We start from the raw sequence: 15,518 nt of genomic DNA, 5'->3' as shown, positions 1-15,518 counted from the left end.
TACAACCGCACGTTAAAGCGTAAATAATCCATCAATTACTTTGATAAAGCGCAAAACTAACTCGACTAAGCCTCTCAAGCGAATGCTGAAACGCATTTGTGCAACGTTTACCACTTAACATAACAAAGCCTCCCGAAGGAGGCTTTGGTGACTACCGAGTTCACAATGAAATAATTATGGTAGTTTTACATCAGACAAGTCATCGTTCGCACTGATGGCTTTCATTTCGCCAGCAACGATTTCAGCTAGAGGTCCAAGGATAACTTGAAGGTTGTTTTCACCCAGTTTTACGACCCCTTTAGCGCCAAGTTTCTTAAGTACCGCTTCATCAGCAACTGAGCGATCTTTAAGTGTTAAACGTAAGCGGGTGATGCACGCATCAATCGAAGTCAGATTATCATGGCCACCAAGCGCTTTAAGGTATTGACGCGCTAGCTCGCCTTTCTTCGCATCAGCAGCTGATGCTACAGATGTTTCTTCGTCATCATCTTCACGGCCTGGCGATTTCAAGTTGAAAGCGCGGATTGCGAAGGTAAAGGTGAAGAAGTATAGAGCACCAAATGCTAGACCGATAATAAGTAGCGTAACTGGTTTCGTTGCGAGCCCCCAGTTTAGTATGAAGTCGATAAGACCTGCAGAGAAACCAAAGCCGTGCAGCGTACCAAACATATTAGCAACCACTAGAGCAAGACCTGTGAAGACCGCGTGCATTGCGTATAAGGCTGGAGCTAGGAATACGAACATAAATTCTAGCGGCTCAGTGATACCGGTTAAGAATGAACAGAAAGCAACTGAGAACAATGCGCCACCAACTTGGCTACGTTTTTCAGCAGGCGCTGCTAAGTACATGGCAAGCGCCGCACCTGGTAGACCAAACATCATCACAGGGAAGAAACCGTTCATGAATACGCCAGCAGATTTGTCACCACCGAAGTAACGGTGCAAGTCGCCAGATTTAACTGTTTCAGTTACTTCCTTCACTGTTGCAGTGATTTCAGGAGTGACAGCGTTAGCGAATTCAAATGTATGAGTTTGACCAGCTACAAGCGTTTTCGCTAGCGCAGGGTCGACACACAATTGTTGAAGTGCAGGAAGTGCATTACCTGCCGCTTGCGCGCCAGTGACTAGCACTTCTTGACAGGTACCCATACCGAACCAGAAATATGAGTTCAGAACGTGGTGTAGGCCGACAGGGATAAGCGCACGGTTTAGCGTACCATAAACAAACTGACCAACAGAGCCAGACGTTGATACTGCATGTGCAAGTGCATCAAGGCCACCTTGGATAGAGGGCCAAACCACACCGGCTATCGCACCAGCTACTAGCGCAAACAGACCGGCCATAATTGGAACGAGACGTTTGCCAGAGAAGAAGGCGAGCCACTCAGGAAGACGAGTTGCATGGAAAGCATTATAAGAGTGACCAGCAATGATACCAGCGATGATACCGCCAAAGAATGACATGTTGATATCAGCGTTAATTGTTGTTGCTGTTGCGGTTAACACAAAGTAAGCAACCGCACCTGCTAGGCCAGCAGCACCTTGACCGTCTTTAGAAAGGCCAATCGCGATACCAAGACCGAACAGAAGTGGGAGTTCACCGAAAATAGCACCACCAGCTTGCGCCATAAATGGAATGTCAAGCAAGTCGCCTTGACCTAAACGTAATAACAGCGCTGCAACGGGAAGCGTTGCGATAGGTAGCATAAGAGCTTTGCCTAACTTCTGCGCATATCCGAGAATATTCACCTTAAATTCCCCCTATAGGATTTTTTGTATTCGTAGAGCTACTTTTTTTAGTCGCTCAATTTAGTCCTGTTCAGTTTATGACATTAATTTTGCTCCGCAAATTAAAACCTTATCATTTGTGATCATAATCACCAGAAACGGCCAATATTCAAGGTTTTTGCTAGCGAGATCATAAAACTTATTTTACAATGAAAAAAAATAGCGATATGTCAGTCAAATTCACGTTACTCTTGTCCTATATACAAGAGCCTTTAACGTTGTAAGCCAAGGCATTACAAGACGATATAAGTCACCGGTCATTGATTTTACAAGCTTGCAGCTGTTGGGTTTTACAACGATTTTTTTATGACTTTTTTCGTTTGCTAGAAATTTTTCCCGAACTAATTGAAGCTTACAAATAAAGTATATTATTGTTACTTAAATGCTTAAGTTCGAGGACTAAAAGTATTATGAATCTAACCTATAAGGATTAGCTAACCATGTATGCGCTAACTAACTGTAAGATATTTACCGGCAGTGATGTTTTAACCGAACACGCCATTATCATCGACAACGGTCTTATACAATTAGTCTGCCCTGCCGATCAATTGGCAGAGGGAATTGAGGTACGCGACCTTAACGGTGCAAATGTCAGCCCCGGCTTTATCGATCTGCAGTTAAATGGCTGTGGCGGTGTGATGCTCAATGACGAAATTAGTGCTGAAACTATGCAAACCATGCATCAAGCTAACCTCAAGTCGGGCTGCACCAGTTTCCTACCGACGCTAATTACCTCTTCTGATGAAGATATGCGTCAATCTGTCACTGCTGCGCGTGAATACCATGCTAAGTATAAAAACCAATCTCTAGGTCTGCACCTTGAAGGTCCCTACCTCAACGTGATGAAGAAAGGTATCCATAGTGTCGATTACATCCGCCCATCCGATGACAGTATGATTGACTTCATCTGTGACAATGCCGATGTGATCGCTAAAGTTACCCTAGCGCCTGAACACAATGATCAAGCACATATCGCACGCTTAAAAGCGGCAGGTATTGTCGTATCAATTGGCCACACTAATGCGACATACACAGAAGCACGTAAAAGCTTTGAAGCCGGCATCACTTTTGCCACGCACCTATTCAACGCTATGACGCCAATGGTAGGTCGTGAACCGGGTGTAGTTGGTGCCATTTACGATACCTCAGATGTGTATGCGGGTATCATCGCCGATGGCTTCCACGTCGACTATGCCAATATCAGAATTGCGCACAAAATTAAGGGCGAGAAATTAGTATTAGTGACCGATGCCACAGCTCCTGCAGGCGCTGACATGGATTACTTTATTTTTGTTGGTAAGAAAGTATATTACCGAGAGGGTAAGTGTGTTGATGAAAATGGCACACTAGGCGGCTCAGCCCTCACCATGATTGAGGCAGTACAAAATACTGTCGAGCACGTCGGTATCGCTCTGGATGAAGCACTTCGTATGGCTACTTTGTATCCTGCGAAAGCAATCGGTGTTGACCACCAACTTGGCCGTGTTAAGAAAGGCTTAGTTGCAAACCTCACTGTTTTTGATCGTGACTTCAACGTCCAAGCGACTGTTGTTAACGGACAATACGAGCAAAATTAAGTATGAATGGCGGACAAATAGGTAACGTAGATTTAGTAAAACAACTAAATAGTGCAGCAGTGTACAGACTGATCGATCAACAAGGTCCAATTTCAAGGATTCAAGTTGCCGACGTCAGTCAACTGGCTCCTGCCAGTGTTACAAAAATCACCCGTCAACTACTTGAGCGCGGTCTAATTAAAGAAGTGGCGCAACAAGCATCAACGGGCGGTCGACGTGCTATTTCACTCACGACCGAAGTTGAGCCGTTTCATTCGGTTGCTATCCGTATTGGTCGTGATTACATTCAGTTCACTCTATACGACTTGGGCGGCAAAGCGCTGGCTGAAGATTACACTGAATTTTTCTATACCGCTCAAGAAGAGCTGGTTGACGGTCTGTTGTCGCAACTCAAACACTTTATTCATGCCAACCAAAGCATGATTAACCAATTAATCGCGATCGGAATCTCGCTACCTGGTTTGGTTAATCCCGAGACGGGCGTGGTTGAGTACATGCCAAACATCTCGATTGATAACCTTGAACTGGCAGACATTATCCAAAAGAGTTTCCACGTCGAGTGTTTTGTTGGTAATGACGTACGTGGCATGGCATTAGCTGAACACTATTTCGGCGCGAGCAAAGATTGCCAAGATTCTATTTTAGTCAGTGTTCACCGTGGCACGGGAGCCGGGATCATCGTCAATGGTCAGGTATTTCTTGGTTTTAATCGCAACGTTGGTGAAATCGGCCATATCCAAATCGATCCACTTGGCGAGCAATGCCAATGTGGTAACTTTGGATGCCTTGAAACCGTTGCCGCTAACCCCGCTATTGTCGAACGTGTCAATAAATTGATCAACCAAGGGTATCAATCGAGTTTATCCGGACTAGACACTATTAGTATTGCCGATGTCTGTGAGCACGCGAATCTGGGTGATGAGCTTGCCAAACAAAGTCTTGTGCGCGTTGGCAACCAACTTGGTAAAGCGATAGCGATTACGATTAACTTATTCAATCCACAAAAAGTGGTCATCGCTGGTGATGTTACCCAATGTGAAGATATTCTTTTCCCTGCTATTCGCCGCAACGTTGAAAATCAATCACTCACAGCCTTCCACTGTGGTTTACCTATCGTTGCCTCAAAGATCGATAAACAACCGACTCTTGGCGCCTTTGCCATGATTAAGCGTGCTATGCTCAATGGTGTGTTATTACAAAAATTGTTAGAAGATTAATCTTCTTAACCAGTAAGCAACTAATTGAGTTAGAATATCGGGCTACACACATGTGGCCCGTTTTTGTAGGATGAAACATCATCAATATGGAACTGATCTTAATTTCAACGGCATTTCTCGCTGGTTTTATCGCACTTAAATGCGATCTTCCACCACTTGTTGGCTTCCTATTGGCAGGCTTTGGTTTGCATGCTGTTGGATTGCAAACCAACCAGACCATCATCACGTTAGCCGATCTCGGTGTCACCCTTCTGCTATTCACTATCGGTTTAAAGCTTGATATCAAGACCTTATTGTCTAAAGAGATTTGGGCAGGCGCAACCTTACACAATCTATTGTCGACGATACTCTTTAGTGCTGTCCTGATGTTCTTCAAGTTCTTAGGGGTCAGTTCACTGACAGAGATGTCGATTGATCAAGTTGTACTACTTGGCTTCGCCCTCTCTTTCTCAAGCACAGTATTTGCCGTTAAGTCACTGCAAGAGAAGGGTGAACTGAACGCCACTTACGGTACCATCGCTATTGGCATTTTGGTCATGCAAGATATCTTTGCCGTGGTATTCTTAACCGCGTCAACGGGTAAATTACCTGAATGGTACGCGATCGGTTTATTCGCATTGCCATTAATACGCCCGCTACTGTATAAATTGCTCGACTGGGTTGGCCACGGGGAAATGTTAGTATTACTAGGTATTTTCTTTGCTCTAGTGGTTGGTGCGGGGTTATTTGAGTTAGTGGGCATGAAGCCCGATCTTGGCGCTCTAATCCTCGGGATGCTGTTAGCGGATCATAAAAAATCCTCGGAGCTCTCAAAATCTTTATTTAATCTCAAAGAACTCTTTTTGGTCTGCTTCTTCTTAAATATTGGTTTATCCGCCCAGCCAACTCTGTCTGGCTTTGCCATGGCACTGCTGTTTTTACTATTGCTACCAATCAAGGGCGTGCTCTATTTTGCTGTGCTCAACGGATTTAAATTCCGCGTACGCACTTCTCTATTAGCTTCATTAAGTCTGTTTAACTTCAGCGAATTTGGCCTAATTGTCGGTGGCCTAGCATTTAATATGGGGTGGCTGAGTGGTGATATATTGGTCGCTCTTGCGATGGCGGTATCCATTTCCTTTATCGTCTCAGCCCCACTTAACCGCCATGGGCATACGCTCTATCAACGTTCTGGCCGTTGGCTACGAGAACATGCCGCAGAGAAACTCAATACGCGCGATCAGCTGATCAACCCTGGCCATGCTCAAGTGCTCATTTTAGGTATGGGTCGAATAGGAACTGGCGCTTATGACGAACTGCGACATCGTTATGGAAAAATCAGCTTGGGTATTGAAGTACGCGAAGATGCAGCGCACGAACACAAAGCGCTCGGGCGTAATGTGATTGCTGGCGATGCAACCGACCCAGATTTCTGGGAGCGCATTTTAGATACCGCGAATGTTAAGTTGGTTTTATTAGCAATGCCACATCACCAAGGTAACCAGATCGCATTGCAACAGTTAAAGAGCCGACACTTCCAAGGCCAAATTGCCGCTATTGCTGAATATCCAGATCAAATGGATACGCTAATTGAAGGAGGTGTCGACGCCGCCTTTAACATTTATCGTGAGGCAGGTAGTGGTTTTGCTCGCCATGTTTGCGACCAACTGCAACCGAAGTTTTCTAAATAGTCACTTTTCTTTAGGTAGCGTTTCGCCACCTTTTCACCAAAGTGAACAAAAAAAGAACGCAACCTAGCTTTCATTCACTAAAATTGTTATTTTAGTGAATGAATTTTAACGACTAGGCCTTTCTTTAATTCTTTTTATTAATTACGGTTGATTTTTTTAATCAGAATGGCAAATTGAACTCAACAGATTGATATTTATTTAAAGGGAAGTGGTATGTGTTCGATTTTCGGTATTCTTGACATAAAGAGCGATGCTGAGGCATTGCGACCTGTTGCGTTAGAAATGTCTAAGATGCTTCGCCATCGTGGCCCAGACTGGTCAGGCATTTATTCATCTCAGAAAGCGATCCTCGCACATGAACGTTTAGCCATTGTTGGTCTTAATAGTGGTGCCCAGCCTTTATACAGCCCCGATAAAAAACACATCCTTGCGGTTAACGGCGAAATTTACAACCATAAAGAGCTGCGTGCGCGTTACGAAGGCAAATACGACTTCCAAACTGATTCTGACTGTGAAGTGATTCTTGCACTTTATCAAGAGATGGGTGCCGACCTACTTGAAGAGCTCAACGGTATCTTTGCTTTCGTGCTTTATGACGAAGAGAAAGATCAATACTTAGTTGGTCGTGACCACATCGGCATAATCCCGCTTTATCAAGGCCATGATGAGCATGGTAACTACTATGTTGCATCAGAGATGAAGGCACTAGTGCCCGTTTGCAAAACAGTCAGCGAGTTTCCTCCTGGCAGCTACCTCAGCTCAACGGATGGCAAACCACAACGTTACTATATCCGCGATTGGAATGAGTACGCCGCAGTTCAAGGTAACAGCACCAGCAAAGAAGAGTTGACCGAGGCACTAGAAGCGGCGGTTAAACGCCAACTAATGACCGATGTTCCATACGGCGTCTTATTGTCTGGAGGCCTAGATTCGTCAATTACCTCTGCCGTTGCTAAACGTTTTGCAGCGATGCGAATTGAAGATGATGATCAATCAGAAGCATGGTGGCCACAGTTACACTCGTTTGCTGTTGGTTTAGAGGGCGCGCCGGATCTAAAAGCGGCACGTGAAGTCGCAGACCAAATTGGTACCGTTCACCACGAAATGACTTACACCATCCAAGAAGGTCTTGATGCCATTCGTGACGTGATTTATCACATCGAAACGTACGATGTCACTACCATTCGTGCCTCAACGCCAATGTTCCTAATGGGACGTAAGATCAAAGCAATGGGCATCAAAATGGTTCTTTCTGGTGAAGGCGCTGACGAAATTTTCGGTGGCTACCTCTACTTCCATAAAGCACCAAATGCCAAAGAATTCCACGAAGAGACGGTACGCAAATTACTCGCACTCAACATGTTTGACTGTGCTCGCGCTAATAAATCATTGGCAGCATGGGGTGTCGAAGGTCGTGTACCTTTCCTAGACAAAGAATTTATTGATGTAGCAATGCGCCTTAATCCAGAAGACAAAATGTGTGGCAACGGCAAGATGGAAAAACATATCCTGCGTGAATGTTTTGAACATTACTTGCCAGAATCTATCGCATGGCGTCAAAAAGAGCAGTTCTCTGACGGTGTAGGTTACAACTGGATTGATACCTTAAAAGAAGTTGCAGAAGCAAAAGTGACGGATCAACAGATGGAAACAGCACAATTCCGTTTCCCATACAACACACCAACAACCAAAGAGGGTTACGCGTACCGTGAGATCTTCGAAGAGTTGTTCCCGCTACCATCAGCGGCCGAGTGTGTTCCTGGAGGCCCGTCTGTAGCTTGCTCATCAGCAAAAGCGATTGAGTGGGACGAGTCATTCAAGAACATGGCCGATCCATCAGGTCGTGCCGTTAAGAGTGTTCATAACGACGCTTATTAACATGGTCAAATAACCAAGATTACAAGAGGTGCCCATGGCACCTCTTTTTTTGCCCAAAATTTCTCTTTTTGCAAACTTCTCTTTTTGAAAACTTCTCTTTTTTGAAAACTTAGTTTGTAGCACGCCATTCATCTAATGACATGGAAAATTTCCATAATATTTTCAATTAGTTACAAGCAATTTATTTAAGGAGCTAAATTTTTCCGTCATTGCAGTTAATTACTCTAAGTAGTATATCTAATCACATATAAAAAACTTAATTGACAGCATTAATATAACTTATGGCAAACCAACAACATCAAATTTTAGGCCATCCTCGCGGGCTATTTCTTTTATTCGGTACAGAACTCTGGGAGCGCTTTTCGTATTATGCAATGCGAGCGATTCTGGTTCTTTATCTCACTGACACCACACTTAACGGCGGCTTAGGCTGGACAACCAAAGAGGCACTCGATCTCTACGGTATCTATACCGGATTAGTTTATATCACGCCAATGCTCGGTGGATGGCTGGCTGACAACTATCTTGGTCAACGTCGCTCGATCATGATTGGTGGTACTCTGATGGCCATTGGTCAGTTTACCTTGGCATTACCGGCAGATATGCTCGGCTTGAGCACTGTACACAGTTTTTACCTTGGGCTAGCTCTGCTAATAACTGGTAATGGTCTTTTTAAACCAAACATCTCAACAATGGTAGGCGATCTATATAATGAAGGGGATAACCGTCGTGATGGGGCGTTCACTATCTTCTATATGGGTATTAACCTAGGCGCATTACTTGCTGGTGTAGTATCTGGCTCCGTGACCAACTCATTTGGTTGGAAAGCAGGCTTCGTAGCTGCAGGTATTGGCATGATTGTCAGCCTTGTCATGCAAATGACCATGGCTCAATCATGGTTAGGCAATATTGGACGAGAACCAGCCGTTAAACGTGACCTAAAACTGAAAAAGTCAGATAAAAAAGAACCTCTTACAAAATCAGAAATGAACCGCATCAAGGTTATTCTTGTGATGAGTTTGTTTACTATCGTTTTCTGGGCAGGCTTTGAACAAGCTGGCGGTCTAATGAACATTTACACTCAACAGTACACTGATCGTATGATCGGTGGGTTTGAAGTACCTGCTGCATGGTTTCAGTCGTTAAACCCATTCTTCATTATCACTCTTGCACCTATATTAGCTGTTCTATGGGTGAAGCTTGGTAAACATGAACCTAACTCACCAAAGAAATTTGCATTCGCGATGTTTTTCTTAGCACTCGGTTTCTTATGCATGGTTGGCGCAGTAATGGAACAAGGCGGCGACACTGCAGTGAAAACATCCATGCTGTGGCTAGTAGGCGCTTTCTTCTTTCATACTCTTGGTGAACTGTGCTTATCTCCAATAGGTCTATCTCTAGTCACTAAACTTGCTCCATTACGTCTTGCTTCGTTGATGATGGGTGCATGGTTCGGTTGTAACGCAATCGCAAACTATGTTGCAGGTTACGTTGGTTCTCACGTCGGTGAACTCGGTGCTTTTGCTATCTTTAGTGGTATAGCCGTGACGGCAATAATCAGTGGCGTGGTGCTACTGTTATTCGCAAATACCCTAGTTCGTTGGATGCACGGTGCAGAATCACCAGTTAGCCAAGCCGAACCAATCGAACAGCCACAAACACAAATTGCTTAACGCTAGTTGTTCAAATAAAACGCCTGATCAATTTGATCAGGCGTTTTTGAATGTGCTATACATCTTAAGGTCACTTCATCAACATCCGTTAAAATTCGGTACTTCACCATTTTTACGCAAACGAAAGGAAGTTCTATGCGTAAACGTATTATCACATGTCTATTACTTTTTTGTGTACAGTCTTACGCAGAGCCTCTCTACTGGCAGGTACAAAAAGGAGGATTAAAATACATTGTCATCGGTTCAATACACGTCGGTGATGAAAGCATGTACCCACTGCCACAACCTCTGTTTAATAACCTTAAAAATAGCCGAGGTCTGATCGTCGAAACTGACATCAGAGAAAACCGTGGGGTCGTTTATCCGCAAGTGACCATCTCAACTCAAGATGTCCTTAACCAGGATCAGCAGAATAACATGCTTGGACTGGCCAATTTGCTTGAGCTTAACAGCAAAGACTTACTGAAGATGCCTCCTTGGGCAGCCGCTTTAACCATTCAGATGCGACAAATTGATTATTTAGGCTATTCCGCAGCGGATGGGGTCGATTCTCGACTGATGAATAAAGCCACCCTTTGGGATGTTCCCACTCTCAGTCTGGAATCGGTGCAATTTCAAATTGACTTATTAACGGGTCAATCGCAAGCAGGTAAAGAGATGTTGGTCAGTATTCTTGATGAGTTTGACCATTCAGAAGACGCGATGCGTTGCTTGATTACCAGTTGGAAAAGCGGTGATATAGAAAAGCTCAACGAATTTGCCAACCTAACGAAGATGTCACCTAAATTAGAGCACGAGTTTCTAACAGCACGAAATCTGGGTTGGGCGAAAAAATTATCAGATCCACAATGGCTACCTGAGCAAACAGGCACTTACGTGGTCGTTGTCGGTACTTTACATCTGATTGGTCAACAAAGTGTGTTAGCGCTATTGGCCGAAGACGGCTTCAAGGTTAAGCAGTTATCTAACAGCGAACCAGCCCGCTGTGAATTTAAGTTATGACCACCAAGTCAACTTGTCGTTTACGTAGCCTATTAATCTACGTTTACGTGACCTATTAATCTACATAACCCTGAAATGACGAAAGCCTGCTTTATATAAGCAGGCTTTCTAAATATGGTCGGTGAAGAGACATTCCTGAACATCAGACGAACCCCTCTCGGGTTCGGGGTCATTATACGTAGCCTATTAATCTACATAGCCCTGAAACGACGAAAGCCTGCTTTGTGTAAGCAGGCTTTCTAAATATGGTCGGTGAAGAGGGATTCGAACCCCCGACCCTCTGGTCCCAAACCAGATGCGCTACCAAGCTGCGCTATTCACCGATAATATGTTTTTATTTATTCTATGTTTCCAGAGTTTAACCCTCTGGTCCCGCTTATTCCAAGGTACGAGATGCGCTACCAAGATGCGCTATTCACACCGATAATATGTTTTTATTTGTTCTATGTTTCCAGAGTTTAACCCTCTGGTCCCGCTTATTCCAGAATCCGAGCTGTGCTACGCTATTCACGGAATATTCATTCTTTCTAATGAAGAATGGGGTGGCTAACGGGACTTGAACCCGCGACAACCGGAATCACAATCCGGGGCTCTACCAACTGAGCTATAGCCACCATCAAATTGTTGTCGTTTACTGCCAAGTCTAGCTATAAACCCAACTCTAATCCCGCTGATGCAGAATTGTAGTATTAGTGGTCGGTGAAGAGGGATTCGAACCCCCGACCCTCTGGTCCCAAACCAGATGCGCTACCAAGCTGCGCTATTCACCGACGATATATTTTTTTACTTGGTTTACGTTATAGAAGGTCAACCCTCTGGTCCCGCTTATTCCAAAAGCCGAGATGCGCTACAAACGCGCTATTCACCGACGATATGTTTTTCCTTGATTTTCACTCAAGAAAGGAAGCAAAGCTACCTGAATAATGGGGTGGCTAACGGGACTTGAACCCGCGACAACTGGAATCACAATCCAGGGCTCTACCAACTGAGCTATAGCCACCATTGAAACTTCTACCGATTAAACCTTTGGCGAATGGTACGCCCGAAAGGATTCGAACCTTCGACCTTTGGCTCCGGAGGCCAACGCTCTATCCAACTGAGCTACGGGCGCATGCCCCATCGGCGGAGTGGAATAATACGTAGTTCACACTATGCCGTCTAGTACTTTTTAAAGTTTTTTTATCGTTTGGTGCCTTTTTGGGCAATTAAAGTGTGATAAACCCCTATTTCCCATTAGATAACCGCCATAAAGCCAGTAACTTGTTGTTTATTGCAACAAGTTAACAGGATATAATCACCCATTATTTACATTGATTTAACAGCAACACCTGTGTTTCACGCACTTTGGTTCGATGTTGATCAAATCCCACTCTAATAACGGGTAAGCACGCACTTACCTTCAGGAATGTAAAGTGAGTTTAATGGATATGTCTCGAAAAATGTTAACCGCTTTGGTCGCTGCAATCACCTTTTCTAGCGCCTCTTTTGCAGCCAATGTAAGCCAAGAACAATATGACGCTATTGCAGAACGCATTAAACCTGTCGGTGATGTTTACCTCGCCGGTGCAGAGCCAGTAAAAGCGGAACCAACAGGGCCACGTGATGGCGCGACCGTTTACGCTACCTTCTGTACGGCTTGTCACGCAACAGGCGTGACTGGCGCGCCGAAAACAGGTAACGCAGACGACTGGGCTCCGCGTATTGCGCAAGGTAAAGATGTACTGGCTAACCATGCAATTAATGGTTTTAACGCCATGCCAGCGCGCGGCTCATGTATGGATTGTTCCGATGATGAAATCATCGCGGCCATTGAGCATATGATTGCCGACCTGTAACTGCCTTCTATAATAGATAGAGAAGAAAGGCTTGGTGGCCAACAAGCCTTTTTTTGTCTATTTCTTGTTAAACATCGCTTTTAGGTTGGCAATATGTGCCTGCCCTTTCGCCATCCGCTCTTCTTGAGTCACGGGCTTTTTGGTCTGTTCCCAGTCAACATCGTCAAATGGCAGTTCATCTAAGAATCGGCTCTGACTCGGTTTAATCAACTCACCAAACTGACGACGCTCTTTACACATAGTAAAAGTCAGTTCGCGTTGAGCACGGGTGATACCGACATACATCAAACGGCGCTCTTCTTCGACATTCTCTTCATCAATGCTGGTTTGATGGGGCAAGATCCCCTCTTCTGCACCGATTAAGTAAACGTAAGGAAACTCCAAGCCTTTTGAAGCATGCAGCGTCATTAACTGCACTGCATCACTATCTTCATCATCTTCGCCGCGTTCCATCATGTCACGCAGGGTCAATCGCTGAACCACCTCTTTTAAACTCTTCTCTTCTTGGTCGTAGTTGTCACCCTCAAGATCAGCAACAATCCAAGAATAGAGGTCCGACACGTTTTTCATCCGCATTTCTGCAGCTTTGGGGCTGGTTGATGTCTCATACAGCCAATCTTCGTAATTAATATCACGCACAAGTGAACGTACCGCTTCAACAGTGTCGCCCCGTTCCGCTTGATCAGCAATTTTCACCAACCAAGTGGTAAAGCGACGTAAGTTTTCTAAGCCGCGTCCCGATAAGCTCTGTTCAAGTCCTATCTCAAAGCTGACCTCGAACAAACTCTTACCGCGCATATTGGCATAACTACCCAGTTTCTCTAAAGTGACTGGGCCAATTTCACGGCGCGGCGTATTCACAATACGCAGAAACGCATTGTCATCATCTGGGTTCACCAGCACACGCAGATAAGCCATGATGTCTTTTATCTCAGCGCGAGCAAAGAAAGATGTACCGCCCGACAGCTTATAAGGCACGCGGTTTTGCATCAGCGACTTTTCAATCAAACGCGATTGATGGTTGCCACGATAAAGCACGGCGTAATCTTTATAATCGGTGCGGTTGAGGAACTTGTGGGCGATAAGCTCCCCCGTCACACGTTCAGCTTCATGCTCTTCATTTTTAGCCAACAGTACTTTGAGTTTCTCACCATCAGGGATTTCGGAGAATAGCGACTTCTGGTACACATGGGGATTATTGGCAATCAAGATATTAGCAGCGCGCAGAATACGGCTGGTTGAGCGATAATTTTGTTCCAATTTAATCAAGCGCAAATTCGGGTAATCTTCGCCGAGCAAGACTAAGTTTTGCGGTTTAGCACCACGCCATGAATAAATCGATTGATCGTCGTCACCTACCACCGTCAAGCGTCCGCGCTCACCAACAATTAACTTCACTAATTCGTACTGAGTGGTGTTGGTATCTTGATACTCATCGACCAATAGATAACGAATACGGTTTTGCCAACGCTGACGCACCTCTTGATTGGTGCGTAACAAGAGTACGGGCAGCAAAATCAAGTCATCGAAGTCGAGTGCGTTATACGCTTTCATCTGTTTTTGGTACATTTCAAAACAGAAAGCAAATAACTGTTGCTGCTCGCCTTGAGCCTGTGTTTTAGCTTGATCAGGCGTCAGCATGTCATTTTTCCAGTTGGAAATCGTACTGAGCAATTGACGCAGTAAGTCTTTATCACCATCAAGCTGCTGTTCGGTGAGCTCTTTGAGCAGTGCCAATTGGTCTTGGTCATCAAACAGCGAAAATCCAGACTTTAAGCCCAGCACCTTATACTCTCGCTTAATGATATTGAGCCCCAAGGTATGAAACGTCGATACCATAAAGCCTTTCGATTCGCTTTTGCCCAGCGCCTGACCGACACGTTCTTTCATTTCTCGCGCCGCTTTATTGGTAAACGTCACCGCTGCAATGTTACGTGCCTTGTAACCACACTGCTGAACCAAGTACGCCATTTTGTTGGTGATAACACGCGTCTTGCCTGAGCCAGCACCCGCGAGCACAAGGCAAGGTCCAGATACGTATTTAACCGCTTGATCTTGATTGGGGTTCAGCTTCATGGCTATCTCAGAAGTTGGAATACAGTGGCGCCTATAATAATAGTGCAATCATTAGATTGCTATGTTTATACCCAATAGACGTATATCTAAATCTGTCTCAAAGTGCCGCTTTGAGAAAATTTTACTCATTTCGTGCGAAAGTTTGTTGCATATTAGGTGTGCTTTGCGACTATAATGAATGAACGTTCATTCACCAACTGTTCTATATGGACCATGTCTAGGTTTCATCCTATGGAAGATAAAAGACAAAAAATTATTGATGCTGCTGAAAAACTGATCGCCGAATCAGGCTTTCAAGGACTCTCAATGCACAAGCTAGCTAGAGAGGCTGGGGTTGCTGCCGGCACCATTTATCGTTATTTCTCAGACAAAGAAGACTTATTGCAACAAGTTCGTTTGACGGTTTGTCAACGCAACGCTGAAATTATTCAGCGCGATGTTGATGACAATATGCCGCTCAAACAACGCTTTCGCAAAATGTGGTTAAACATTTTCGATCTTTCAAGGTCGAATATCGAGTCCTTAAAGAATCGAGCTCAATATGATTCTTTGCCTTGTGTTCGCAGCCATGAAACCAAAGAGATCGAAAGTCAGATGTTCCATAAAATCGATAAAATGTTTTCAGAAGGACGCGATCAGCGAGTTTTCAAATCTTTAGATAATTCGGTGTTAGCAGCACTGAGTTTGGAAGTGAGTGTTACATTGGCACGTAAACAATCTCTCGGATACTACCATCTGGATCAAGAGGCCATCGAAGCGGCCATCGAGGCCAGTTGGGATGCAATTACAACACACTAAATTT

10 protein-coding genes and 5 tRNA genes are annotated in these 15,518 nt (G+C 44.6%); 8 read left to right on the top strand and 7 right to left on the bottom strand.

From position 1 onward, the window contains the following. Positions 1-174: 174 nt before the first annotated feature. Positions 175-1,749: an N-acetylglucosamine-specific PTS transporter subunit IIBC gene (gene nagE / locus CDZ87_RS08945; protein WP_100753233.1), complete on the bottom strand. Its 1,575-nt coding sequence runs from the start codon at positions 1,747-1,749 to the stop codon at positions 175-177. Between the two features lie 479 nt (positions 1,750-2,228). On the opposite strand from nagE, the gene nagA reads away from it, so the two are divergent. From nagA to CDZ87_RS08915, 6 genes are all read left to right on the top strand, one after another. Beyond that, positions 2,229-3,365: an N-acetylglucosamine-6-phosphate deacetylase gene (gene nagA / locus CDZ87_RS08940; RefSeq protein ID WP_100753232.1), complete on the top strand. Its 1,137-nt coding sequence runs from the start codon at positions 2,229-2,231 to the stop codon at positions 3,363-3,365. 2 nt (positions 3,366-3,367) lie between these two features. Further along, entirely contained in the window at positions 3,368-4,582 is a 1,215-nt protein-coding gene (gene nagC / locus CDZ87_RS08935) for a DNA-binding transcriptional regulator NagC (protein WP_100753231.1), read from the top strand. Between the two features lie 86 nt (positions 4,583-4,668). Continuing rightward, positions 4,669-6,252, top strand: a complete 1,584-nt coding sequence (locus CDZ87_RS08930) for a cation:proton antiporter family protein (protein ID WP_100753230.1) — start codon at positions 4,669-4,671, stop codon at positions 6,250-6,252. 213 nt (positions 6,253-6,465) lie between these two features. Further along, positions 6,466-8,130: an asparagine synthase B gene (gene asnB, locus CDZ87_RS08925; protein ID WP_100753229.1), complete on the top strand. Its 1,665-nt coding sequence runs from the start codon at positions 6,466-6,468 to the stop codon at positions 8,128-8,130. A 281-nt stretch (positions 8,131-8,411) separates the two neighbouring features. Continuing rightward, positions 8,412-9,803: a peptide MFS transporter gene (locus CDZ87_RS08920; protein ID WP_100753228.1), complete on the top strand. Its 1,392-nt coding sequence runs from the start codon at positions 8,412-8,414 to the stop codon at positions 9,801-9,803. A 135-nt stretch (positions 9,804-9,938) separates the two neighbouring features. Continuing rightward, positions 9,939-10,805: a TraB/GumN family protein gene (locus CDZ87_RS08915; protein ID WP_100753227.1), complete on the top strand. Its 867-nt coding sequence runs from the start codon at positions 9,939-9,941 to the stop codon at positions 10,803-10,805. A gap of 246 nt (positions 10,806-11,051) precedes the next feature. Here the strand turns inward: CDZ87_RS08915 and CDZ87_RS08910 are convergent. The 5 genes from CDZ87_RS08910 to CDZ87_RS08890 all read right to left on the bottom strand — a co-directional run bounded on the left by CDZ87_RS08910 (position 11,052) and on the right by CDZ87_RS08890 (position 11,916). After that, positions 11,052-11,128: transfer RNA gene (locus tag CDZ87_RS08910), tRNA-Pro, on the bottom strand. Positions 11,129-11,343: 215 nt separating this feature from the next. Further along, positions 11,344-11,419, bottom strand: a tRNA-His gene (locus CDZ87_RS08905). 79 nt (positions 11,420-11,498) lie between these two features. Further along, positions 11,499-11,575: transfer RNA gene (locus CDZ87_RS08900), tRNA-Pro, on the bottom strand. 154 nt (positions 11,576-11,729) lie between these two features. Beyond that, positions 11,730-11,805: transfer RNA gene (locus tag CDZ87_RS08895), tRNA-His, on the bottom strand. Positions 11,806-11,839: 34 nt separating this feature from the next. Further along, positions 11,840-11,916 (bottom strand) — tRNA-Arg (locus tag CDZ87_RS08890). A 310-nt stretch (positions 11,917-12,226) separates the two neighbouring features. Here CDZ87_RS08890 and CDZ87_RS08885 point away from each other — a divergent pair. Further along, complete coding sequence (locus tag CDZ87_RS08885; protein ID WP_100753226.1) at positions 12,227-12,640, top strand: c-type cytochrome; 414 nt, start codon at positions 12,227-12,229, stop codon at positions 12,638-12,640. A gap of 57 nt (positions 12,641-12,697) precedes the next feature. Here CDZ87_RS08885 and rep read toward each other — a convergent pair whose 3' ends face one another. Next, a complete protein-coding gene (gene rep / locus CDZ87_RS08880) occupies positions 12,698-14,716 on the bottom strand; it encodes a DNA helicase Rep (protein ID WP_100753225.1) in 2,019 nt (672 codons plus the stop codon). 231 nt (positions 14,717-14,947) lie between these two features. Between rep and CDZ87_RS08875 the strand changes: the two genes are divergently transcribed. Next, the gene (locus CDZ87_RS08875) at positions 14,948-15,514 is read left to right on the top strand and encodes a TetR/AcrR family transcriptional regulator (RefSeq protein WP_100753224.1); all 567 of its coding nucleotides are present in this window, start codon (positions 14,948-14,950) and stop codon (positions 15,512-15,514) included. The last annotated feature ends 4 nt before the right edge of the window (positions 15,515-15,518 follow it).

Source organism: Vibrio salilacus (genome assembly GCF_002811245.1).
In the GTDB taxonomy this organism is placed as follows: Bacteria; Pseudomonadota; Gammaproteobacteria; order Enterobacterales; family Vibrionaceae; genus Vibrio; species Vibrio salilacus.
Note: the sequence above shows the minus strand (reverse complement) of the source record. Positions and strands in the feature narration are given on the sequence as shown.